This window comes from Silvanigrella paludirubra (assembly GCF_009208775.1).
Lineage (GTDB): Bacteria > Bdellovibrionota_B > Oligoflexia > Silvanigrellales > Silvanigrellaceae > Silvanigrella > Silvanigrella paludirubra.
Genome location: NZ_WFLM01000004.1, coordinates 590,377 through 614,098 on the forward strand (window position 1 = coordinate 590,377; position 23,722 = coordinate 614,098).

At 29.0% G+C, this 23,722-nt stretch carries 18 protein-coding genes; 6 read left to right on the top strand and 12 right to left on the bottom strand.

Going from position 1 to position 23,722, the window contains the following annotated elements:
* Positions 1-189: 189 nt before the first annotated feature.
* Both GCL60_RS13285 and GCL60_RS13290 read right to left on the bottom strand, forming a co-directional pair.
* Complete coding sequence (locus tag GCL60_RS13285) at positions 190-1,101, bottom strand: tetratricopeptide repeat protein (protein ID WP_153421152.1); 912 nt, start codon at positions 1,099-1,101, stop codon at positions 190-192.
* A gap of 136 nt (positions 1,102-1,237) precedes the next feature.
* A complete protein-coding gene (locus GCL60_RS13290; RefSeq protein WP_161998215.1) occupies positions 1,238-2,218 on the bottom strand; it encodes a polyprenyl synthetase family protein in 981 nt (326 codons plus the stop codon).
* Between the two features lie 163 nt (positions 2,219-2,381).
* Here GCL60_RS13290 and rpmG point away from each other — a divergent pair, with 163 nt between their 5' ends.
* Positions 2,382-2,549, top strand: coding sequence for a 50S ribosomal protein L33 (rpmG, locus tag GCL60_RS13295; protein WP_153421154.1), 168 nt, complete (start codon positions 2,382-2,384; stop codon positions 2,547-2,549).
* 343 nt (positions 2,550-2,892) lie between these two features.
* Complete coding sequence (locus GCL60_RS13300) at positions 2,893-4,851, top strand: hypothetical protein (RefSeq protein ID WP_153421155.1); 1,959 nt, start codon at positions 2,893-2,895, stop codon at positions 4,849-4,851.
* Between the two features lie 26 nt (positions 4,852-4,877).
* Here GCL60_RS13300 and GCL60_RS13305 read toward each other — a convergent pair whose 3' ends face one another.
* From GCL60_RS13305 to GCL60_RS13315, 3 genes are all read right to left on the bottom strand, one after another.
* Positions 4,878-5,981, bottom strand: a complete 1,104-nt coding sequence (locus GCL60_RS13305) for an ATP-binding protein (protein ID WP_153421156.1) — start codon at positions 5,979-5,981, stop codon at positions 4,878-4,880.
* A gap of 33 nt (positions 5,982-6,014) precedes the next feature.
* Positions 6,015-8,537 carry an endopeptidase La gene (gene lon, locus GCL60_RS13310; protein WP_153421157.1) on the bottom strand — a complete coding sequence of 841 codons (2,523 nt, stop codon included), beginning with the start codon at positions 8,535-8,537 and terminating at the stop codon, positions 6,015-6,017.
* A 106-nt stretch (positions 8,538-8,643) separates the two neighbouring features.
* Positions 8,644-10,344 carry an aminotransferase class V-fold PLP-dependent enzyme gene (locus tag GCL60_RS13315; protein ID WP_153421158.1) on the bottom strand — a complete coding sequence of 567 codons (1,701 nt, stop codon included), beginning with the start codon at positions 10,342-10,344 and terminating at the stop codon, positions 8,644-8,646.
* A gap of 219 nt (positions 10,345-10,563) precedes the next feature.
* Here GCL60_RS13315 and GCL60_RS13320 point away from each other — a divergent pair, with 219 nt between their 5' ends.
* Positions 10,564-10,899 carry an HU family DNA-binding protein gene (locus GCL60_RS13320; protein ID WP_153421159.1) on the top strand — a complete coding sequence of 112 codons (336 nt, stop codon included), beginning with the start codon at positions 10,564-10,566 and terminating at the stop codon, positions 10,897-10,899.
* Between the two features lie 16 nt (positions 10,900-10,915).
* Here GCL60_RS13320 and GCL60_RS13325 read toward each other — a convergent pair whose 3' ends face one another.
* Entirely contained in the window at positions 10,916-11,257 is a 342-nt protein-coding gene (locus tag GCL60_RS13325) for an integration host factor subunit alpha (protein ID WP_153421160.1), read from the bottom strand.
* 256 nt (positions 11,258-11,513) lie between these two features.
* Between GCL60_RS13325 and trpS the strand changes: the two genes are divergently transcribed.
* Complete coding sequence (gene trpS, locus GCL60_RS13330) at positions 11,514-12,557, top strand: tryptophan--tRNA ligase (RefSeq protein ID WP_153421161.1); 1,044 nt, start codon at positions 11,514-11,516, stop codon at positions 12,555-12,557.
* Between the two features lie 26 nt (positions 12,558-12,583).
* Here the strand turns inward: trpS and pyk are convergent, their stop codons facing one another.
* The 6 genes from pyk to GCL60_RS13360 are packed head-to-tail and all read right to left on the bottom strand — an operon-like array spanning position 12,584 to position 20,748.
* Positions 12,584-14,032, bottom strand: coding sequence for a pyruvate kinase (pyk, locus tag GCL60_RS13335; protein ID WP_153421162.1), 1,449 nt, complete (start codon positions 14,030-14,032; stop codon positions 12,584-12,586).
* Positions 14,019-14,249, bottom strand: a complete 231-nt coding sequence (locus GCL60_RS13340) for an exodeoxyribonuclease VII small subunit (protein WP_153421163.1) — start codon at positions 14,247-14,249, stop codon at positions 14,019-14,021. The genes pyk and GCL60_RS13340 overlap by 14 nt, the downstream gene beginning before the upstream one ends.
* 34 nt (positions 14,250-14,283) lie before the next feature.
* The gene (gene xseA / locus GCL60_RS13345) at positions 14,284-15,738 is read right to left on the bottom strand and encodes an exodeoxyribonuclease VII large subunit (RefSeq protein WP_153421164.1); all 1,455 of its coding nucleotides are present in this window, start codon (positions 15,736-15,738) and stop codon (positions 14,284-14,286) included.
* Positions 15,735-17,765, bottom strand: a complete 2,031-nt coding sequence (locus GCL60_RS13350; protein ID WP_153421165.1) for a hypothetical protein — start codon at positions 17,763-17,765, stop codon at positions 15,735-15,737. The genes xseA and GCL60_RS13350 overlap by 4 nt, the downstream gene beginning before the upstream one ends.
* A complete protein-coding gene (locus GCL60_RS13355; RefSeq protein ID WP_153421166.1) occupies positions 17,762-19,480 on the bottom strand; it encodes a hypothetical protein in 1,719 nt (572 codons plus the stop codon). Before GCL60_RS13355 ends, GCL60_RS13350 begins: the two co-directional genes overlap by 4 nt.
* Positions 19,481-19,482: 2 nt before the next feature.
* A complete protein-coding gene (locus GCL60_RS13360; RefSeq protein ID WP_153421167.1) occupies positions 19,483-20,748 on the bottom strand; it encodes an exo-beta-N-acetylmuramidase NamZ family protein in 1,266 nt (421 codons plus the stop codon).
* A 288-nt stretch (positions 20,749-21,036) separates the two neighbouring features.
* On the opposite strand from GCL60_RS13360, the gene GCL60_RS13365 reads away from it, so the two are divergent.
* Together GCL60_RS13365 and GCL60_RS13370 are read left to right on the top strand one after the other, a co-directional pair.
* A complete protein-coding gene (locus tag GCL60_RS13365) occupies positions 21,037-22,011 on the top strand; it encodes a flagellin N-terminal helical domain-containing protein (RefSeq protein WP_153421168.1) in 975 nt (324 codons plus the stop codon).
* A 302-nt stretch (positions 22,012-22,313) separates the two neighbouring features.
* Positions 22,314-23,528 carry a pyridoxal phosphate-dependent aminotransferase gene (locus tag GCL60_RS13370; RefSeq protein ID WP_153421169.1) on the top strand — a complete coding sequence of 405 codons (1,215 nt, stop codon included), beginning with the start codon at positions 22,314-22,316 and terminating at the stop codon, positions 23,526-23,528.
* Positions 23,529-23,722 lie beyond the last annotated feature (194 nt).

Here is a 23,722-nt window from a genome sequence, read left to right on the forward strand (position 1 = left end):
CCTAGCGAGATAGATAGCATGCCTTATGGTTAACTGCAACATAAAAATCATTTCTTTTTATAATTTATCAGAATGAAATCATTTAATTTTATAAAAATCATATAATTACAAATATTTCGAGAATGGTTTGGTGATTTATGTCAATTTAATTCATGCTTAATGATATTGTCATGAAGAGAAATCCATAACTCATTTAGAATCACGCATTCTTAGCATTCCGTCCCTAGCATTTTGAGCATCTGTGCTTTGCGGGGAAAGGGTAATCACTTCTTGATAAATTTGAGCGGCCTTCGATTTGCTGTTTAATTTTTCATAGGTTTCTGCTTCTAAGAGTTTAGCATGTGCTAGATCAGGAGTATTTGGGAACTTAATATAAAATGTTCTAAGTTCATTAAATACGTTATTATATTCTCCTAAACGAAGCCATGCTTCACTAGAAAGTAACAATGATTTTCCTTTATCATCGTAATTGGGATAATTCTTTTTTACATTATTTAATGAAATAATTGCTTCTCCATAATGGGCTTGTCTTAATTTAATCTCTGCATCCGCAATTAATTGGGCAGGTCCTATTGGTTCATTTGAATTTGTCATTGCGCTTTCTAAAGGAATTAATGAGGAATCTTTTTTTTCAGTGTATATATCTCTGCTTTCTGTCATATCAGGTAGCATAGAAACTCCTAAAGAACTAGGAGGTTGTTTTTCTAAAGATGCTTGATCCTCAAAAATTCCCGATCTTAAACCACGTTTTAAAATATCAATTTCTTTTCTATTTGTTGATAATTGTTCATTTAAACTATTTACATCATTTCTTAATAATGAGATTATTTTTTTAGAAACAATATTGTCTTGGCTTAAATCATTTACTAAAAAATTTAATTTTTTTACCTGTCCTTCAAGTTCCGCAATTCTTATTTCATGGTTTTTATCTGTTGTTTCTAGATAATCTATTTTACTAACAGTTTCATTTTTTTGAATTTCTATAACAGCTTTGTTTTCAGCTTGATTTTTATCTTCCATAACTTCATTTTGTGGAGTCATGCATGAAGTAATAAAAAATGTGCAAAATAAAATGGGTAAATATTTAAAATAATTTTGCATAATCAATCCTAATTAAATTATTTTATAAAAAAATCATAACTTACGAAAGGAGAAATATATATATTATAATAATATTCTTTATTTTAAAAAGATGGGATGAATTTATTGCATTCTTTATTGGAACTTTAACTAATTTTTATTTTGATCTATCTAATAAAAGTTCTATTTGTGATAATAGCATTTTTTGATAATAGATAGAATTTATATTATTATTAATAATATGAGTATTTTCAAATAAGGATTGTAATAATAATTTTGCTCTGTCCGTGTAGCTTGCAGCAAGTTTTTCCGCTTTATCAAATCCTAGTAATTTAACCGCTGTTAACTTATTTTGAGCTTCATCCTTACCTGAAGTTTTTCCTAATTGTTCACTAGATTTTGTGGCATCAAGAATGTCGTCTATAATTTGAAAAGAGAGACCAATTAATTCTCCAGCTTCTTTTATGATATTATTCAATTCAAATAATTTAGTTTCTGGAATTTCATTTTTAAAGTGATCAGCACCACAAAGAAATCCTAAGGAGAGTGCTGTACCAAGTAGTTTGCCTGTTTTATTTCTATGAACAATTTCCATTTGTTCCCAAGTAACTTCATTCCTGTTTGTATAAGAAATATCAAGCCACTGGCCTAAAATCATCCCTCTTACTCCTGAGCCTTCGCTTAATTCATTTATTAAAAAAGAGAGATACTTTGGTCTGTTGAGTGATGTTTGGGCTATGGTTTTAAAGGATTCTGTTAAAAGAGCATCTCCAATTAATAGACCTTTTGCTTCGCCATAAATTTTATGGGTTGTAGGCAAGCCTCTCCTTAAATCGTCATTATCCATGCATGGTAAATCGTCATGAACTAGAGAATAAGTATGAATTTTTTCAACCGCTAGAGCAGAATTTCTTGCTGTCTCGATGCCTGCTTCGCCACTAAAAGCTCCAGCGCAAATTAAAGTAAGCAGCGGACGGACTCTTTTTCCACCTGCATTCAAGGGGTGTTTATAAGCTGTTGATATTTCATCAAAATAAGATATATCCTGATAGGTTGCTAATTTTTTAATCAAATATGATTCAATATCTGAATTTATCATTTGTAAAAAAAATGGAATATTTTTATGCAGTTCAGACATATTGTAGCCTTTTTTGTAAAATAAAGATAGAAATCTTTCAAAAGCAATTTCGTTTAACATATAGTTACAGAAACTGCTTGCAAAAAAATGAATTTGTTTGTACGTTCTGCGCCACTGCGTTTTTTTAGCGCGTGTAAGCAAAAAGAATCTAGGAGTTAACTAAATGCGCGATATTATTAAACTTATCTGTAGTGGTGATGGAAAGATCTCTTGTTCTGGGAACAATCTTTACTCAACTACAAAAAATAAAAAAGCTTCCACAAAAAAGCTTGAACTCAAAAAATACTGCAAGTACTGCCGTAAGCACACACTTCACAGAGAAAGCAAATAATCCAATTTGCTTTCAAAAAAGCCACTTAAATTATTTTATAGTTTAAGTGGCTTTTTTTTATTTTAAATTATTATTTTTTTTAAGTTTTAATTTAGTAACAGTCATTTAAAAAAATAATTTAAATAAAGAAACACTCTCCTTTAAAAAGTATAGATTAAAATTAAAGTTAAAGGCTAATTAAAAAAAATTATATTTTATATTTTGTTACAAAATAAAATTTTGGCATGTTAATTGCTTTGTTTATTTTTTGAAAGGGTATTTTATTAATTTTTTAAATAAATTATTTTAAATAAAGCGATAACTTCAAAATATAATAGAAGATTTGAGTAATGAAGGAATTATTATGTCGACGAATTTAAGTTATATTAGCAATGAAGGTTTTATTCGGTTAGAGAAAGTATATTCATTATTAAATAAAGAAGGGTTAATTAGTAAAAGTAATCTTAAAAGTATAAACAACGAAAATTTTGCTACTTTTTTTGGAATAACAGAAGAGTTAAATTATCCTTTATGGGGATTCTGTTTATATAAAAGAAATATTATGGATGGTTTTGATCAGCTTAATAGAAAAAAAGATATACTTTTACAAGATGTCATTGAAAAATGTCATCTTGAAAACACGAAAGGTGATTTTAATGCTATTTTTAAAGATTGTGCGCGTGAAATTGAACAATACTTAAATAAAAGAAATCACTGGTATTTAAAAATTTCCAAAGATAGATTATTATTTTTAGATAAACTATTTTTGATTATTGAAACTTTATCAGATTTCAAAGATGATGAAGAAAAAGTAATTCTTTTTTCTAAATTAGTAAAAGCTTTATATGATATTCAGGCCTACGGTATATGGTCTGGGCACGATTGGGGACAAACTTCAATCAATCATGTATTAAAGAAAGTTTGTGATGATCTTTCTTTGGCAACTGTTTCTTTAGTTGTTAAATTGAAAACACAAATGTCATCAATAAATCTTGAAAATTTAAATGAAAAGCTACTCCATTTGATTGGTACATTTAAATCGGTTTTAAATAATTCAATTCTTCCAAAGAATAATAAAGGAAATTTATTATGTGGAAAAATTGAAAACTTAAGAAATAATAGAAAAAATTTTAATATAATTAGATTGTTTAAAAGAGTTGTAGAAGAAAGAAATAAAAAAGTAATTTTCTTTAGACTTGAATTGAGAAATTATCATGATAAAAATGTGGAAAGTATTTATTTTGATACAGAGTTAATTCCTATTAAAAATGTAAAAGACTCGCAAGTTATTTTAGATGAACAAAATAAATATATAGATTACATATCTGCATTGGTAGTAAATTATTTCAAGAGTTTAATGTGGTTTTTAAATCATGCTCAATACTTAAAAAATATAAGTGATTATGCATTTGATAAAGCAATTCAAGGCAAAGTTAATAATGACTTTATAGAAGAAAATTTAGTAAGAAAAAAATCTAACTCACTTTTACAGCTAAAATCACCAAAAATAAGTATGAATCCTTTTGGAAGCTGTGAATCACTTGATTCTATACAAGACGATTCAAAAAGTTTATTGAAATCCTCAAGCTTATCATTGAGTCCTTCCCTTAGCTCTATTTCGTCGAATAAAAGTCTTTCTGTAAGATTATTACAAATTGAGGCAAACTCATCGCCTGAACCTAAAACTCCCCCAAAAACCAAGGGCACTAAAAAATCAGAATCCTGTTTAAAGAAATTTAAAAATCTAAAAGAGTCATTTAATAAAGACTGTCATGAAAAAGAGCAAATGAACGAAGTTAAACTAGAAAATACTTCAATTACTAAGGCTGTTGCTAATCCAAAATTGGAAGAGATTAACGAAGAACTTTGTACTGAAGCAATTTGTTATTCTGATTTTTATAATAATGAATTTAATTCTGATTTTAAAAATGAATTAGAGAAAGTAAACTTAGAAAAAATTGAAGATTTTTCTCATTGGAGCAAAGATTTATCTTATTTCAAAAATATAACTTTAAATCAATCCATTTATATAGGAAATCAAAATAAAACAGATATTAATATTTTAAATACTTCTATTAAAGATTTATTAAAAGAAATAGAATTATTTAAAGAATCTCTTAAAAAAACAAATTCAAAAGCGATAGCAAGATTTCATTTTATTCCATTGAAAGATGATTCAGAAAACAAAATATTATATTTTTCATGGACTAAAAATTGTTATCGTGAAATGAATGATGAAGGTGCTATTAAATATATTTGGAATGCTCTTTGCGATAGTGTAGCTTTAAAAGCAGATATTAAAGAAATGATTTACAAATTATAATTAAGCTAAAAATAAATAATGAAATCTTATTCGATTTTTTTAGGCAATTTAATTGTAAATTTAGTCCCTTCATTTGGAATTGATGTAACAGATATCTCTCCCCCATGCTGTTTTACTAATGAATAAGTTATTGATAGACCTAATCCTGTTCCTTCTCCAACTGGCTTTGTAGTAAAAAAAGGGTCAAATATTTTATCAATTATTTCTGGTTTAATTCCGCTTCCTGTGTCTTCAATGCTAATATGAATAAACTTTTCATCATCCGTTCTTTCAAAAGAAAGAACGCCACCATTTTGCATTGCTTGTATAGCGTTAGTAATTAAATTTAAAAATATTTGTCCAATTTGACCAGAATCACCAAGAATAATGTCATTATTATTTTCAATATTCCAATCAATTTTTATATGTTTTTGTTGAAGAAATCCTTTAGCTAATTTTAACGTTTTTTGAATTTCTGGAATAAGATGAATTTCATGTTTCTCTACTATTTTAGTTTCATGTCTTGCAAAACTTAAAAGATTATCTACTATTTCTTTACATTTTTTAGCAGCAGATTCTATTTGTTCTAAATCTTCTCGATGGCGATTATTTTTATCAATTTCAGACAATAATATTTGAGTAAAGGCAAGAATACCAGCTAATGGACTATTAATTTCATGAGCAACTCCACCAGCTAGTTTTCCAATAGCAGCTAATTTATCTGCATGTGCTAATCTTTTTTGAAGTTGTGTTTGAAGGGTGATATCACGATAATGAATAACGTAACGAATGTTATTATTCCCTACATTATTCATTATATGGGCTCTAATCGTATACGTTTGATCTGGAAATAGTTCTGAAGTAGTCCATTCAATATCTGTGATTTTTTCATTAGTTTGTTTTAATAAACAATCTTTACATGGAGAATCTTTATTAGCAAAAGCAATATAGCATTTATTATTAATTAAAGAGAGGTAGTTTATGTTTGGGTTTTTTTTTAAAATTATTTGAAGATATGAATTATTTAATCGAATAATATTATAATTTTTATCTATTAAAACAAGTGGATCTGCTATGGTATCTATCATGGCTATCCACTGTTTTTTTAATTCTTCAATATCGCGAGAGCCTTTAGAAATAGGAGTTCCCATTTTTTTTCTCAATAATTAAAGAGTTACTTTAAATTAATGATGAATAAGTGGCTGATTTCCTTTTGTCCCAGTAACATTTGATAATGTCATTGCCTGTGAATTTTTTAGTTTTGTTTCTAAAGCGTCATCACTTTCCCAAGCAATGGCGTGAAGCAGAACTGTATCCATATGATCAACAGGAACAATTTCTAGTTGCTGAAGAATATTTTTAGGAATCTCCAATAAGTCACGTTCATTTTCTTTAGGAATAATTACTTTTTTAATCCCACCACGATGAGCAGCAAGTAATTTTTCCTTTAGACCACCAATAGGCAATACTCGTCCACGAAGCGTAATTTCACCTGTCATTGCTACTTCACGATTAAATGGCTTTTTAGTAAGGGCACTCACTAAAGCGGTTGCCATAGTGATACCTGCGCTCGGTCCATCTTTTGGAATAGCACCTTCGGGAAAGTGAACATGAATATCTATTTTTGAATAAAATTCATCTTCAAGACCAAGGAAAGCTCCTCTAGACCTAACGTAACTAAAAGCAGCTTGTGCAGACTCTTGCATGACGTCCCCAAGTTTACCCGTAATTTTTAAATTACCTTTGCCACTCATGACAGCAACTTCTGTAACTAATAAATCGCCACCAACTTCTGTATAAGCAAGCCCTTGACCAACTCCAATTTCATTTCTTAACTCTTTTTCGCCTATGCTATGTTTTCTAGGTCCAAGATATTTTTGAACTAACGCAGCATCAATTAAAGGAGCTTTTAAACCTTCTAAAGAAACAGTTTTTATGACTTCTGGAGTTTCTTTTATTTCTTTATCTTTAACTTCTTTTGTTTCTTTAGTTGATTTAGAAGGAGTTTTTTTATTGTTTTTAAGAAGTTCTCTTGCTATTTTACGGCAGATACTAGAAACTTCTCTTTCCAAATTTCTTACACCAGCTTCTCTGGTATAATAACGCACCAATTCTTCTAATGCAGAGTTATCAAATTTTAATTCTGATTTATCAAGCCCATTTGATTTTACTGCTTTTTGAATGAGATGTTGTTGTGCAATATTAATTTTTTCTTGTTCGGTATATCCGCTTAGATGAATAATTTCCATACGATCTAAAAGCGGTTTCGGAACACCATTTAAACTATTTGCCGTAGCAATAAATAAAATTTGGGACAGATCATAATCTAAATCAAGGTAGTGATCATTAAAAGCATGATTTTGTTCTGGGTCAAGCACTTCAAGCATGGCGCTTGAAGGATCTCCACGAAAATCAGAGCTCATTTTGTCAATTTCATCTAGAAGAACAACAGGATTTCCACTACCAGCTTTTTTAATTGCATTTAAAATTTTTCCTGGCATAGCTCCTATATAAGTTCTACGATGTCCACGAATTTCTGCTTCGTCTCTTACACCGCCAAGTGCAATGCGGGAAAAATTTCTTCCTGTGGAGCGTGCAATACTTTTTGCAAGACTTGTTTTACCAACACCTGGAGGACCAACTAAACATAGAATAGGTCCTTTTATTTTATCAGATAAGCTTGTTACTGCTAGATATTCTAAGATTCTTTCTTTTACCTTTTCAAGTCCAAAGTGATCTTCATTTAAAACATCTTCAGCAAAAATTTGATCTTTAATTGTAGGAGCATAATCTGCCCATGGAAGTGAAAGGACAGTATCAATATAATTTCGAACAACAGTAGCTTCTGCACTCATAGGGCTCATGCTGCGAAGTTTTTTTACTTCTTTTTTAAGTTTTTCTTTTGCTTCATCGCTTAATTTTTTTGTTTTGATTTTACTTTCGATCTCAGCAATTTCTGTACGAATATCATCTGCATTGCCAAGTTCTTTTTGAATGGCATTCATTTGTTCATTCAAATAATATTCTTTTTGAGTTTTTTCCATTTGGCGTTTTACGCGAGCTCTTATTTTTTTCTCAACGCGTAAAATTTCAATTTCGGATTGAATAATGCTAAATATTTCTTCTAATCTTTTTGCAGGGTCTATTGTTTCTAATATTCTTTGTTTATCAGCAAGTTTTAAATTAGCAAGTTGCACAACAAGAGTGTCTGCTAGTCTGCTTTCATCTTCAATGCTAGAAATCGAAAAGACCATTTCAGGTGGTACTTTTTTATTTAACTTAACATAAGTATCAAAAGCTTGTTTTACTGTTCGAACAAGAGCTTCATTTTCAGCGGATCTACCATTTGGTTCTTGAATTTCAGCAATATCCACAACGAGCATTTCATTTGATTCAACATATTTAAGAATGCGGCCGCGTTTTTTTCCTTCCACTAAAATTTTAACCGTTCCGTCTGGAAGTCTTAATAATTGTAAAATTTGTGCTATTGTACCAAACTCATAGATTTCTTCAGGTAGTGGGTCATTCGATTTTGGTTTTTTTTGTGCCGCAAGAAATATTTCTCTATTTCGTGCCATAGCATCATCGAGGGCTTTTATGCTTTTTTCACGCCCTACAAACAGTGGGACTACAGTGTGTGGAAATACGAGTAATTCCCTCAAAGGCAAAAGCGGTAATGTTCGGCTAGTTGTTTTTTTATCAGCCATATAGAGCTACTCCTTTGCGGTCATGTAGAAAATTTCAACCTCAACATAACTATTCTATGACATTTAAAAGGATTGGCAATACCAATCTATTTTAAGTATCTAACACTTACAAATCGTTAAATAAACAATAAGCATCTGGTGTTTTCTTGAAAAAGTTTTCTTTTTCATTGTTAAAGAAAAAATCACCTAATATCTCTTGTTCAGTTAGAATTTCGGTAAATGTTTCTTGATTAGTTAGTGGATGAAAAGGAACTGCTCGCAGTACGACAATTTCTTGGCTTTTCCAAATAGATTCTAATGTTGTTCGTGAAACAAAACTTTTTCCGTCTTTACGCTGTTTTTTTTGTATATTTATATTAATTTCATTTAAAAATAAATTTAATTGTCTTATTACTAAATCAAAATTATTTTTAATTTTAGGAAAATGAATTTCGATTTTTTCAAGTTTATCTTTATTTTTTAAATTCCAAATCTCATAAATTATTTTAATTTGAATTTTTATAGATTTTGGTAAATATCTGTAGGTTAAAATGCTTGTTTCAGGTTTGTTTGTTGCTTCAAACGATGGATGGCTTTCAGCCATTTGTGATAATAAAAAAGCATTTTCTATAGCCTTATCAATTAGTGTTTGGTAGCCTTGCCTTCCAATAGCTTTAAAGCAAAACCAAAGTTTAAGAGAATCGAATCTTCTGCTGCCTTCAATTGTTGTTCTGCCTAAGTCAACACTACTTTCTCTAATAATATACTTTGCTGTATGTCTTATTGTGTCTAGGGAATGTTCATTTTTGAAAAGAACAGCTCCGTGTGACATTGTTAAATATAAAAATTTATGACCATCAATGACAACGGAATCGGCATTTTCAATTCCATCAAGTTGTTTTTTATGATTGCTGCTTAATAATAAAGCTCCGCCCCAAGCGGCATCGACATGAAACCATATTTTATATTTAGTACAAATTTGAGAGAGCTTTTTTAAATCATCAATATTTCCTGTTTCAGTTGTGCCTGCTACACCAATAATAGAAATAATTTTAGTTTTTTCATGATGCAATTTTTGAATTGTATTTTCTAATTCAATGAGATTAATTTTATTTGTAAGTATTTCACAAGGAATGGTAATAACATTTTCCTCACCAATTCCCATAATAGCAGCGGTTTTTTTTATTGAATAATGACCACGTTGACTTACTAATAGAACTGCCCTTGTGCAATCAGCCTTTTTAAAAGCTTCGTATATTCCTATTTTATGAATATTTGGAAAAAGAATATTTCTTGCTGTTACCAAGGCGGTTAGATTTCCTACTGTGCCACCGCTACAATAATTTCCAACGGCAATGTCTGAGTGATTTAAAATATGATTATAAAAAGATTTTTCTCTATTATAAATTAAATTATGCAGCCAGCATAATGTCTGCCATTCAACATATGTAGCGGATAAAGCAGTTTCAATTTTAACAACATTTTGATTCAAAGCGCTTATTATTATATCACATAATAATAAAAAATTAGGCGTCGCCCCTGTCATATGTCCAATGTAATTAGGATGTGAAACTCGAACAGAGTTTTTAACTATCTTTTCAATTGTTTCTTTTAAAACAGCAGGGATTTTTTCTCCTCTTTCAGGGATTTCTATGGTTCTAAAAAAATTTGATATTTCATTTGGTGAAATTTCTGCATGGAGTTTTTGTCCATCTCGATTGTGTAAAAAATTAAGAGCTGCTTCGAGTGTAATATTTGCCCATTTATTGAACTCTTTATCTTTGACAGAAGGGAAGAAATATCGAGATATTAAAGAAGAATTATTCATAATTATTTTCGATCCCAAATAACGAGTAGAAAACGAATGTCTGAGTGAAATCTTTTATATGAACTTATAGAATTTGAACATTATATTTTCTATAAAAAATCTTTTCGGTAAATTGGATCAGATTTTTTTACTGCAAATCTTGCATTATCAAAGAATGAAATGTAAATACAAATTTCCGGGCAATCGGTCTGTTTAATTAACACATGGAGTTTTTTTATTATGGCTAAAAGTAAAAGTTTATTAACTACTGTTCCAACAAGCGTAATCATTGCTGATGTATCTGCGCGTTTTGAGCAATTACCAAAGAAAATAACTAAAGAAGTTATCTCTGCATTTTTAGAGGCAATTGAAGACAATGTTGCTGGTGGACATAAAGTTCGTATTGATAAAGTAGGAATTCTTACTTGTAAAGATCGTGCAGCACGTAAAGGTCGCAACCCACAAACTGGCGAAGAAATTAAGATTCCTGCATCTAAAAAGATTAGTTTCCGCGTTGCTAAATCATTAAAGGAAAGAGTTGGAGTAGCTAAAAAAGCTTCCGTTAAAAAGAAATAATTAACATTATTTCTTTTTATTCGTTATATTCTTCCTCGTGAGTACCTGCCATAACAAGCTTACTATCGTCTAGATCAGCATTATTAACAGCTTCTCTTAATTTTTCAGATGGATGAAATGTAACTACGCGACGAGCGGATATTTCGATACGCTGTCCAGTGTGGGGATTTCTCCCTGGACGGCTTCTTTTTTCACGGACTACCCATTTCCCAAATCCGGAAATTTTTACTTCTTCGCCATTTTCTAATTTAGATTTTATAGATTCTAAAATGGTTTCCACCAAGTTCTTGGCTTCTTGTGAAGAAAATTGAGTCTTGGAACGAATTAATTCGACAATCTTGTCTTTTGTTAGAGTCATAAACACCCTCTTATGGATAACTAGCAAGAACTTTTATAGTTCTATTTTTTCACATTCTTCTGGACAAACACAATCCCCATCAGTGTCAACTTTTCTCCTGTGGTCAATAGCCTTTACGACAAAAAATAGGAAAAAGGAAGCTTTTCTTGCTTACCATTTTTTTTATGAAGATGCACTTAATTGTCATTAAAAGTTTAACATGGTATAGCTATTGCCTGTATTTTCAGTTTTTACAGACTTTAGGAGTCACTTCAAAATGCAAAAAAACAATCCTATTTCAAGTAACAAAAATACTCAAAAAACATGGGGTGAAAGAAAAAGATTTTTAACAGGAGTAAAGCCTTCTGGAGAAGTTCATATTGGAAATTATTTTGGTGCTATAAATCCATGTATAGAATTATCAAATAATTCAAATAATGAAGTCATTCTAATGTGTGTAGACTGGCATGGGCTTACAAATAAATCTGAAATTTTTCGCCCTGGTGAATTAACGCAATCTTTAATAGCAACCTATTTGGCGTTAGGATTTAACTACAAAGAAAACTCAATTATTTTGCAAAGTGACTTTAAACAAATTCAAGAAAACTCGTGGTATTTATCCTGTGCTACGGCTGCTGGTATGCTTGAAAGATCTCATGCATATAAAGACGCTATTGCAAATGGGAAATCACCAACAGCAGGTTTATTATTTTACCCATCCCTAATGGCTTCGGATATTTTAACGTTTGATGCTCAATTTGTTCCTGTTGGAAAAGATCAAGCTCAACATTTAGAATATGCTTCTGATATGGCAAAGTTCTTTAATAATTTAGTTGATGTTGAGGTTTATACTGAACCACAACCTATTATTCAAGAAATACCTTCTTTGTTAGGAATTGATGGTGAACGTAAAATGAGTAAAAGTTATAATAATACCTTACCAATTTTTGCGACCAAAAAAGAATTAGAAAAAAGAGTTAAAGAGATAAAAACAGATTCTAAAGGATTAGATGATCCTAAAAATCCAGAAACCTGCGCTATTTTTCAAATATTTAAATCTTTTGCATCAAGTGATGCCCTTCTTTATATGCATGACAGACTTGAAAAAGGAATAGGTTATGGATATGGGCATGCTAAAAAAGATTTTGTTGATGAGCATGAAAAAGTTTTTGGTACTTTAAGAGAAAAATTTGAATATTTTAATAACAGTGAGCAAGAAATCAGAAACTGCTTAAAAATAGGTTATGAAAAAGCTCAAAATTATGCAGATTCCGTAACAAAAAGAGCAAGAGAAGCTTTGGGATTAAAATCTTATTTATAAAAAAGTATAATCAGATATTGCAATTTTTATGCAATATCTGATTTGGAAACACGATGAACTTTTAAAGTATTTGTGGGCAACATTTGAGTAACAGGAATTCCACCTGTAATTAATAAGAGATCGCCTTCTTTTACATAGCCTTCTTTTGCTAGATATTTAGCAATTTCAGAAAATGCAGTGTCGGTATCATAAAAAATATTATTTAAAACACCAACAACACCACGGACTAAACAAAGTTTTCTAACAACATCGGGTCTTGGACTAAATGCAATAATGGGAGTTTGTGGACGATATTTTGCAACATATCTTGCCATACTACCTGTTAAAGTTAAGCAAATAATTGCTGTGGCTTTCATTTTTTCTGCAAGCTCAACTGTTGTTCTTGCAAAAACTTCTGCAGATGACTCTGTTTCAGCTCTTGTTAAAGGAACTGGTTCTATGGGTGCAATGCTTTTGCTTTTGTCTACCCTGTCAAGGATATTACGCATGGTGGCCACAGCGAGTTCTGGGTACTTACCAGAAGCGCTTTCACCCGAAAGCATAGTAGCGTCAGCGTGGTCAAAAACCGCATTCGCTACGTCGCATACTTCTGCTTTTGTAGGTCTGCGGTGTTCAATCATAGAATCGAGCATTTGAGTTGCTACAATAACTGGTTTGCCTTTATTTAAAGCAGCTTCAATTATTTTCTTTTGATAAGCCGCCACATTCGCAAAACCACATTCCACGCCAAGATCGCCTCGAGCAACCATAATACCGTCTGAAACAGTACAAATTTCATCAATATATTGCACGGCACCAAGCATTTCTACTTTAGTAATAACAGGAGTGTCTGCACCTAATGCTCTTAACATCATTTTTAATTTAGTTACATCTGCTGGGGTTTGCACAAAGGAGAGAGCAACATAGTCAACACCTTGAGCAACACCAAATAAAAGATCTCGTATATCTTTTTCTGTTGTTGCAGGAATTGAAAGATGGCACTCAGGAAAGTTAACCCCTTTTCTTGATTTTAAAAGACCACCATGAGTCACTTCGCAATCGACATCAGTTCCTCTAATATCTGTAATTTTCATTGCTAATAAACCATCATCTAACAAAATGCGGGCACCAATTTTAACATCGTTTGCAAGTTCACGATAGTCTATTGGAATAAACTCAGGAGATGTTTGCTCAGGTGCATATCTTAAAGTGACTTTTTGTCCTCTTGTAATTGTTATTGCACCATCTTTTAGTTTTCCAGTTCGAATTTTTGGTCCTTGTAAATCTTGTAATATCGCAACTTGGACATTTCTTTCTTTTGAAATTTCTCTGATAAGAGCAATATTTGCAGCATGCATGGCGTGGTCACCATGAGAAAAGTTCAACCTAGCGACATTCATTCCCGCATCAATCAGTTTTGAAATCATTTCTTTTGTACTTGATGATGGGCCAAGGGTACAAACAATTTTTGTTCTAGGAAGATTATTGAGATCCATTTTTATCCTCTTCTGGGTTTGTAAGAATTTTTCTTGAATTGATTATTTGTTGAATTTGAACTTCGGAATCAAAAAGATGGGATTTTAGTTTTTCAATTAGAAGATAGGCTTCTTCCAGTTTTTGAGAAAGCTCATCAATAGGAATGGAGTCATTTTCCATACTTGTTAAAATATGGTTTACACGTGTCAGAATTGAATTGTAGTTTTGATTTTCCATTTCTTTTCCATATTTTAGAATTTCTAATTGATAACTAAGAAGGATCGCTCTTTTGTGTTATCTCTTTCACAGAAACATCTACAAAGATATGTTGATTTTCGCAATCACTTGCGAATTTAAGTTTGAGATCAATTGGGGGAGCTTGATGTAAAAAATCTTTTCCTTTGAGAAGGTTTCCGCTATTATCATATACAAGGGCATAACCACGTTTTAAAGTTTGTGTGATGCTGGTTTGAAATACTTTCAAGATTTGTGAGTAACCTTTTAACTGTCTTTTTTCGGATTCTAATCTTCGAATGGCAGCTCGTGATAATCTTTCTTCAATTGAAAATAAAAATTGTCTTTCAGCAGAGGTTTTTTTTAAGAGCAAATGGGTTACTTTTTCCAATCTCAAGAAAAAAATATGAAGCGAATTAAAAATATTATCAATTAAGTATCTTGCTGCTGCAGTTGGTGTTTTTTCGGAATGAAAAGAAACTTCGTCTGAAATACTAATATCATCAAAATGTCCTACGGCTGTTATTACAGGAATTTTGCTTAAGCCAATTTGTTTTGCAATTTCTAAATCATCAAACCATCTTAAATCAAGCCTACTTCCGCCGCCTCTTGTTATGACAACACAGTCAAATAAGTCAATTTGATCGGATATATAATGCAAAGCTTTTGAAACATTTTCTGAAGTTTTTTCACCTTGCATATTGCAATCAAATAAAGAAATTTGGAATGATAATTTTGATTGTTTTAATTCATCTATAAAGTCTGAATAAGCTCTGCTATTATCAGCAGTAATTAGGGCGATATTTAATGTAAAATTCTTTAATTTTAAAAGTTTATTTTTATGATATAGTCCTAATTTTTTTAATTCAGAAACAATATTAATTCTTTGTAAGGCGAGTTCTCCTTGTGTAAATTGAAGATCAATATCATCAATAATAGCAGAAATTTTAGAACCTTCTTTTCGAAAATCACATGAAACTAAAATTTTAATTTTTGTTCCATCTTTAAATAAAATTTTTGAAATTTTTTCTTCTAAAAATTGCCTACGTCCAGACCATAAAATACAAGAAATACTTGCTGCTTTTAAAGAATTTAAAGTGGACTTATTTTTGTCTTCTTTATCAATTAGGTCGAAAAAAATATGGCCATTCGATGTTTTAAAACTTGAAATTTCTCCGTTAATCCAATATTTTCCAGAAATATTTTTTTTAATTATGGATTCAATAAATAAAACAAAATGACTCACACTCATTGTGTCATTTTGTGGGGTTTCACTTGAATTTTGTTTAGGTTGGCTAGGATTTACATCTTTGTCTATTAATTTAAATCCAAGTTTTAAAATATTTTCAACCGCAATTTGGGTATTTAGAAGCCACCAGGATTTATTGCTTGAATCCCATTTTCCACCCATTTTTTTAATATCATCCTTAATTGAAAAAGTATCTCCGGATAAAATGATTTTATTTTCTAAGGTATGATAATTACGGTTCATTTTTTCTCTTTGTAACTAATTACATAATTTAAATTATTGGGGATGGATGGGTAATTTTGAGACCAAATTACAATATCTTTATTTTCATTTGGGAAAAAATTTGTAGGATTTTTAAATGAATATAATAAATTAAAGTCAGATATATTATTAAAATATAAAGAATTATCATTAATTATATTTGTGTTAGGTTGTAACAAGTATTGACCCATTCCAATTTGAAGTTGATTTAATTGTTTGCTATCTTTAGAAGCTTCTAATTTATAATCATTCAAAAAATTCTCTGAATGTATCAAACAACTAACTTGCAGCTCCTCTATAGCATCATCACCTTGTATTTTCAAATCAGCGATATAGGTTTCAAATTTGGAATCAAAGTAGATTTGTCCTAGCTTTATGTTTTGATTAGAAAAACACCTAGCTATTTTGTCTTTAGAAGTTAGTTTAAACTTAATATTTTTAAACTTATAAAAATTAATTAAAATATCTCTTATTTGGTATTTATAACGAGATTGTCTTATAATATCAATATAATCATTCATTTTATTATAAGGGATATGAAATTTATTATTTGAATAATAATCATTTTCATTAAATATATAATACTCTTCGTTTTCTGATAGAGTATTTATCACTTTTTCCTTTTTGATAATTTGTTCTGGTATTTTTTGATTTTTTATATTTAACAGCAGAATATCTAGTAATAGGCTTTGTTGAATTGGAGTATATTCATTTAAATTGCTTAATGAGCTAAAAGAAGTACTTTCATTCTGAGGTAAAGCAATTATAACCGATTGATCCGAAAAATTATTGTTTTTATTTATATCAAAATCATTTCCAATTAAAATGAAAATATTATTATTTTTATCTATTTGCTTTAGGATATTCAAAATAGTATTTTCTGTATCATCTTCTTTCGGAGAAATATCAATTCGAATAATTTCAGAAGCTGAATTATTTATTGTTTCAGAAATTAATTTATCAATATTTAATATTGATTTCTCACGAAATATATTAATTAGTGTGTTTGCATGCTCAATTGCTTGATTTTTTGTATCTTTAAAAGATACATTAATTCTTAATAAATATTTTGAATTTAAATTCACTTGTTTTAGCAAGTTTTTTTCACTTTCATTAAAAATATCATGCGATTTGTAAGTGTATCCATTGTTTAAATAATTATTGAAAGACTCTAGTGAAATGATATTCTCATCATATTTGGCAGCTAAAGGGAAAGAATTTCTGTTTATAAATAATTTTTCTTTTGCGTAAAAGCTTGAGATATTTTTAAAAAAGTTATTAGAAATATTTTTTGATTTTAAACTTATAAAAATAGATTTATTTTTATCATGTGTTTTTTCGATTCCATGAAATATTAAAATCCCAGACGGATTTTTATTCCAACTTAAAGTTATTCCTTTGCTATTTATTCCAGAAGGAATTTGAATTTTTGTTATTTTATTATTTTTAATTTCAAAACTATTTGTCTCATTATTGTCATAAGTAATATTAAGAGTACTTGGCGTTTCAAACTTATTTGCAGCCACTGCTTTATTCTCAAAAATTAATGTTTGATTTGCAATAAGTTCTAAACAATCACAAGTAATAGAATCACCAGGTAATAAGATAATTGACTTCATTTTTAAAACAGAATTTCTATCATTCATGTATTTGAAAGAAACTATATAATCAATTGATTTTGTTTTTTCAATGTTTAATATATTACTTTCTTTAAGAATTAAATCATTTAAATCAATTTTTTTAACCTTGTTTTTTTTGGGATAATGAAAGTATTCAAATATATTTTTATCAGAAATCATATTTGTATATTTTAAGTAATTTATATTTACAAAATTTCTTGTTTCTAAATCAATATATTCATCTAAATGCGTTTTGTTTATGACTTCACTTAAGCTTTTAAAATTTATTAAAAATCCAAATACTTGGTTTTTAAATGAAAATATTAATATAGCTACAACAAATAAAAATAGAATAAAATTAGTCAATTTTTTAGATTTTGTTTTTTTCATAATTTATCCGAGATAAAAATGAATGTTTTTTTAAATAGATCTTCATTTATCATTAATGAAACATCTGAGATAAAGCTATTTTCAATATTTTTTTGGCAATTATTATTAAATATACTGTTATTCGCAATAATTTTTTGAGGATTATCTGTTGATTTTCTTTCGTAATATAATGTTGTAGATAATGTATTTTCATTTTCAAAACAAATAAAATTCCTTTTGAAATTCATTGATTGAATAATTGAATTATTTAAATTTAAGGATACTCTATCATTAATCACTTCAGCATTTTTGGAAAGTAATATATTTTTGTTTTCTTCAAGATATTCAAATTTTAAATCCTGCTTGTATTTTATCAGTTCTCTTTTTCCAATTTCGGTAATGTTTTTATAAACTATTAAATTTTTATCTTTTTTATTTAAATAAAGAATTTTTGAAAATAAACTTTTAGAATCAAGAAACAAAATATTTATTTTTAATTTGTCTGATTCAAGAGTTTCATTTATTTTTTCAATAATTCTAAATATGTTAAATTCTTTTTCTTTTTTATTAAGAAATGAAATGATAATTTTGTTTTTATTTGTTGGATAATTAATTCCATAATAAAGATCGGCTAATATATTTTCATCTATATTTGATATTGATCTTAAGCATAATGCATTTGGAATTGTTTTAATGATTAGAGAAGGAGGCATAAATACTAAAAAAGGGTTTAAATTTTCTATAATTGAATATTTATTTATACTACTTACATCATTATCACAAATAATTTCCCCGTTAAATTTGGTTGTAATCGCACCAAGACTTGAAGGTGTTCCAATATTGCTAATATAAATAAATCTATCATTTTTTTTATTGTTTTTTATATAGTCATTCACATAAGCTAAGTATGACTGACTTGGTATCTCATCACGAATCCCGGTTTCAAATGGATAAAGCCCTGTTAAAATTGAAAAATAATTTGAAATATCATTATTTGAGGTAAGGCGAATATCATTTGAAGTTATTTGAAAATTTTGATTTAAATAATTAAAATCTGAGTTTTTTTGAATTTTTTCTAAGTCATTTTCATTTGTATTTTCAATTATAAAAAATAATTCACTGTTTTCAATATTTAATTTAGTGAGTTCTCTAAAATCTTTTGTTTTTTTCCAATCGTATATTAAATAAGAAATGATTAGTAAAAATAAAGTAAATAATCTCCATTTTCTTTTTTGCATATTGTCGTTTAAATTAACATAGAATATCATAAGAGAAATTATAAAAAATCCGATAAATAAAATATTTATAAATCTGGAAATATTTATTATAAAATCTGATTTGTTTTGAATGATACCGAAAGTGAAACCATCATTTTTTGTTGTAAATATGAAAATAATAATGATTAAAAATGAAAAAAATCTTTGGACTTTTAGTTGTGACTTAATAAAAATGATGCCTATGCAAAATCTTATAATAATAGATGGTACTAAAAGAGAAAAAAAACATATTAAAAATAATTTTGATATATCAATAAAATCTAAGCCTTTTATAAAATTTAATTTAATTTCTTTCGGAAAATAAGATAAAAAATTAATATCCCAATTATATATATTTATAAATATTTTAAAAAAAGTGTATAAAATAAGGCATGGTATTATAAAATAGAAAAAATTTCTATCTAATAAAAATTTTGAAATATTAGAAACCGTAGTTTTAGAAAAACTTTGTTTTGTCATTATTATTCTCTATAAATTAATAATGGTTCCATTTCTTTCATAAATGTTTGTCCGTTTTCGTTAGATTCATTTAAATGATTTTTTAGTTCTTTTAAAGAATTATCGGTCATTTTTTCAGAGAAAAATTGAATCCATTTTTCAGTTCCTAATATTAAATTAATAGGCAAATCTTCGTAGTTATATTCATAGCCAGGTTTAGCCCAGGCAAAATCATTACTTTGATATTTACTGCAATAATAAAGAAAGCACATACCTAAAGAAAATAAATTTACATTTTCTGGTTCTTCTATATGAAATTGAATTCCTTTGCAAATATTTCCTTGGTGTTTATTAAAAGTTGGTCTAAACTGATGGGGTCTAAAAATGATTGAATTTATCTTATTTTGATCTTTTAAAAATAAATTTTTATTTTCATTTAAAAATTTTATACATAATTGATTATCCAACCAAGGAGCACCAATTAATTGAAATGGAATTGTTGATCCTCTCCCTTCACTTACATTTGTTCCTTCTAAAGTTACAAAAGCGGGAAACATAAATGCGGATTCCCATGAAGGAATATTTGGAGATGGCATTGCCCACTTTGTATTTTTTAAATAATAAATATCATCTGTCCTTTTTAAATTTTCGACTTTAACAACTTTATAATCTAATAATAACTTATCTTGTTTTATAAAATAATATCCAAGTTCACCCATTGAAAGACCATGTCTCATAGGTATGTCATACCAACCGACAAAACTATGCCATTTTGTTTCTAACCTATCTCCCTCAACGTAATTCCATTTATTTTGTTTATTTTTAATAGATAAACCTAAAGGATTTACTCGATCAAAAACAACAACTTTTTTATTAAATTTTGAGCCAGCACGAAGACAAGCTGCTAATGTAAGCATGTATGTATAAACTCTACAACCTATATCTTGTAAGTCAACAACTAAGGTATCAACATTTTTTAAATGTTCTTCAGTGGGTTCTCTTGTATTTGAATATAAACTATATAGGGGAACTTTTTTCCCATCATTAAAATAATAAAAGTCGTCTGGAGTTTCTTTCATATTATCTTGTTCTGTTTGAAAATAACCATGCTGAGGTCCAAAAACACATGTAACAATTGCGTTTGATGTATTTTTTGCGGCTTCATAAATTATATCTGTAGATGATTCAAAAAGTGATGTTACTGATGTTTGATTTGTAACAACTCCAATTTTTCCTAAATTTTTTAATATATTTTTATCTTTTTTTAATTGGTCTATGGCGGGTTTCATTTCATCCTCTAAAATAAATTTATTTTATTATTTAAATAGCTTTTTTAAAATTAAAATGTCTTATACTTGTTACATGCAATCATTGCCCAGTTAATTGGATCAGCATTAATCCGATTTTCATTTCAGTCCTTGTTTATGATGGCATAATAAATTTTAAAAAGAAAATTTTAAAGCCACCGTAATAAGAATAAAATCTTTTACGTTTATTTGAAACAGGGAATCCAGCAATCATGGAAGATTGCTAACTCCTTTTTGGAGTGTTTTTAGGTTTCATGGAGGAAACAGGTTATGGGTTTACGAATTCAGACCAACATACAATCTCTTAACTCACAGCGGGCGCTGTCCATTTCAACAATGGCAAATGATTTATCTATGGAAAAATTAAGTTCGGGATTTAGAATAAATAGAGCGGCAGATGATGCTGCAGGACTTGCTATTAGTGAGAAAATTAAAGCAGATGTCCGCGGTTTAAATATGGCCAAAAGAAATGCAAATGATGGTATTTCTATGGTTCAAGTAGCCGAAGGTGGTATGAATGAAATTGGAAATATTTTAAATCGGTTAAGAGAGCTTTCGGTTCAAGGTGCTTCTGATACCATTGGTAATAATGAGCGTAATTTTATCAATAAAGAATATACGGCTTTAAAAGATGAAATTGATCGTATTACAAATTCAACAGAGTATAATGGAAGTTTATTATTGGTCGGTTCAAATGCAGAAGACAAAATTCCAGATCCTAAAATGCTAGATCGTGCAAATACTCCTCCTTTTGAAATTCAAGTAGGTAAGAACTGGTATAAAGGTGTTGATGCTCAAGGTATAGATGATCCATTTGGTAGAAATCCTGTAAATATTATTCGGATTAAGTTTGACCAAATTGATACAAGTACTGTTGGACTAAAATTAGGACGCGGGAACGACAATACCGAAGAATCCATTGGTGTTTATCAAGAAGGTGAAAAAGATTCTACTATTTCAAAAAATAGAGCTCAAAGATCGATCGCTAAAATTGATGACGCTATTAATACGATTGCAGGTTTTAGAGCAGACTTAGGCGCAATTCAAAATCGTCTAAACTCTACTATTTCAAACTTAGCAATTCAAAGTGAAAACTTTTCTGCAGCAAATAGCCGTATCCGTGATACAGACTTTGCTGAAGAAACAACAAGAAACACTCAAAGTAACATTCTTAAACAGGCTGGTGTTGCTGTTCTTACACAAGCAAACCAATCCCCAAGTGCTGCACTTCGTTTGTTAGGTTAATAACACAAAATAGCTTTCTAATTTTTTTAGAAAGCTATTTTTTTATTATGTTAAATAAGTTTTTATTAAATTAAAATGATGTTTAAAATACTATTTATTTTTTTGGACTAAATTAACAAATCGTTATAAAAATTTCTTTTTAATAAATTTTTTTTCTAAAAAATACTCAAAGTCTTTTTTAAAGTATAAAAATATTATATATATTAATTTATCGCTTGATTTTATTTTGTGTAACTTAAAAAATATTTGCAACAAAATATTATTAATTTAGTGTGATTTATTTTATAAATAGGAATAATATAATGAATTATTCAGAAAATAATGAGATTTCAAACTTCTTTTCAAAAAAGTTTATAGAATTATCTAAAATGGGGGGGGATATCAGGAGAATATTTATGCTGGGACAAAAACTCAAATTAAATAATCCAGATATTGATTTAATTGATTTATCTTTAGGAAATCCTGATTTAGAACCACCAATTCAAATTAATAATTTATTAATTCATCTGCTTTCAAGTTATGAAAAAGGTTGTCATCGTTATATGGATTCTGCAGGATTAGAAGACGCTCGCACATTTTTAGCCGCTGAATTAACTAAATCTGAAAAAGTAAAAATTTCAAGTAACTCTGTTTATTTAACTGTAGGAGCAGCGGGTGCAATTCAAATTCTTTTAAGAGCATTTTTAGACAAAGATGATGAGGTCATTATTTTTAGTCCTTTTTTTCCAGAATATATACCTTATGCAGAAAATTTTGGAGCTAAACCAATTATCGTAAAATGTGACGATACTCATCAGCCTATTATTCAAGATTTTGAAAAAAAAATAACAAATAAAACCAAAGTTGTTATAATGAACTCACCTAATAATCCATCTGGAATAGCTTATAGTAGAGAAACATTAGAAAGTATTATTAGTGTATTAATGAAGAGAAAAGAAAAAAATGGGCAAGTCATTCAGCTTTTGTCTGATGAACCTTACAGCCGTGTTATTTATAAGGAAGAGAAAATTACACCTTTATTGAGTTTATATCGCAATACATGGCTTGTTCGATCTTTTTCAAAAGATCTTGGACTTGCTGGTGAACGCATAGGCTATATAGCTTGGCGCAATGAACCTGCATTCGCAGAAGCTCAAAATGCATTTAGAAACTCTTCACGTGTTTTAGGTTTTGTAAGTGCCCCAAGATTAATGCAAAGACTTATACCCATGATCTACAATACAAAAATTGATGTTAAGATTTATGAAAAAAGAGTGGAATCCTTTGTTAAAATACTTAGAACAGGTGGAATTGATGTAAAACTTCCCGATGCTGGTTTTTTTGTTTTTCCTAAAACACCAATAGTAAATGACAGGAAGTTTTGTGAAGATCTTGTAAATATTGGGGTATTATGTGTTCCTGGTTCTGCATTTGGCTCTCCTGGATACTTTCGAGCTTCCTTAACTCAAGAACAAGACAAAGTAGAGTTGGCCGCTCATCGAATTATAGAATTCACAAAATCTAATAATTATATATAGTTAAATTAATTATAATTTTTTTTGAAAGAAAGATTTGACAACTCAGATCCTGTTGTGTAGCTACGTGTTCTCGCTGCTAGCGAAAAGTCTCAGAAATGAGAAAAAACCAGCAAAGAGAAGTTATTTGACAAGAGAAGAAAGCAAAAACAGAGTGCGGTTCCATGGTTTTAAGTAGATTTTCTCGCGAGAGAGAA

Bases quoted from the DNA above. Each gene is read 5' to 3' on its own strand.
- GCL60_RS13350 (WP_153421165.1), bottom strand. From the start codon at position 17,765: ATGAAAAAAACAAAATCTAAAAAATTGACTAATTTTATTCTATTTTTA.
- trpS (WP_153421161.1), top strand. From the start codon at position 11,514: ATGCAAAAAAACAATCCTATTTCAAGTAACAAAAATACTCAAAAAACA.
- rpmG (WP_153421154.1), top strand. From the start codon at position 2,382: ATGCGCGATATTATTAAACTTATCTGTAGTGGTGATGGAAAGATCTCT.
- GCL60_RS13300 (WP_153421155.1), top strand. From the start codon at position 2,893: ATGTCGACGAATTTAAGTTATATTAGCAATGAAGGTTTTATTCGGTTA.
- GCL60_RS13305 (WP_153421156.1), bottom strand. From the start codon at position 5,981: ATGGGAACTCCTATTTCTAAAGGCTCTCGCGATATTGAAGAATTAAAA.
- GCL60_RS13355 (WP_153421166.1), bottom strand. From the start codon at position 19,480: ATGACAAAACAAAGTTTTTCTAAAACTACGGTTTCTAATATTTCAAAA.
- GCL60_RS13325 (WP_153421160.1), bottom strand. From the start codon at position 11,257: ATGACTCTAACAAAAGACAAGATTGTCGAATTAATTCGTTCCAAGACT.
- xseA (WP_153421164.1), bottom strand. From the start codon at position 15,738: ATGAACCGTAATTATCATACCTTAGAAAATAAAATCATTTTATCCGGA.
- lon (WP_153421157.1), bottom strand. From the start codon at position 8,537: ATGGCTGATAAAAAAACAACTAGCCGAACATTACCGCTTTTGCCTTTG.
- GCL60_RS13340 (WP_153421163.1), bottom strand. From the start codon at position 14,249: ATGGAAAATCAAAACTACAATTCAATTCTGACACGTGTAAACCATATT.
- GCL60_RS13360 (WP_153421167.1), bottom strand. From the start codon at position 20,748: ATGAAACCCGCCATAGACCAATTAAAAAAAGATAAAAATATATTAAAA.
- pyk (WP_153421162.1), bottom strand. From the start codon at position 14,032: ATGGATCTCAATAATCTTCCTAGAACAAAAATTGTTTGTACCCTTGGC.
- GCL60_RS13285 (WP_153421152.1), bottom strand. From the start codon at position 1,101: ATGCAAAATTATTTTAAATATTTACCCATTTTATTTTGCACATTTTTT.
- GCL60_RS13290 (WP_161998215.1), bottom strand. From the start codon at position 2,218: ATGTCTGAACTGCATAAAAATATTCCATTTTTTTTACAAATGATAAAT.
- GCL60_RS13365 (WP_153421168.1), top strand. From the start codon at position 21,037: ATGGGTTTACGAATTCAGACCAACATACAATCTCTTAACTCACAGCGG.
- GCL60_RS13320 (WP_153421159.1), top strand. From the start codon at position 10,564: ATGGCTAAAAGTAAAAGTTTATTAACTACTGTTCCAACAAGCGTAATC.
- GCL60_RS13370 (WP_153421169.1), top strand. From the start codon at position 22,314: ATGAATTATTCAGAAAATAATGAGATTTCAAACTTCTTTTCAAAAAAG.
- GCL60_RS13315 (WP_153421158.1), bottom strand. From the start codon at position 10,344: ATGAATAATTCTTCTTTAATATCTCGATATTTCTTCCCTTCTGTCAAA.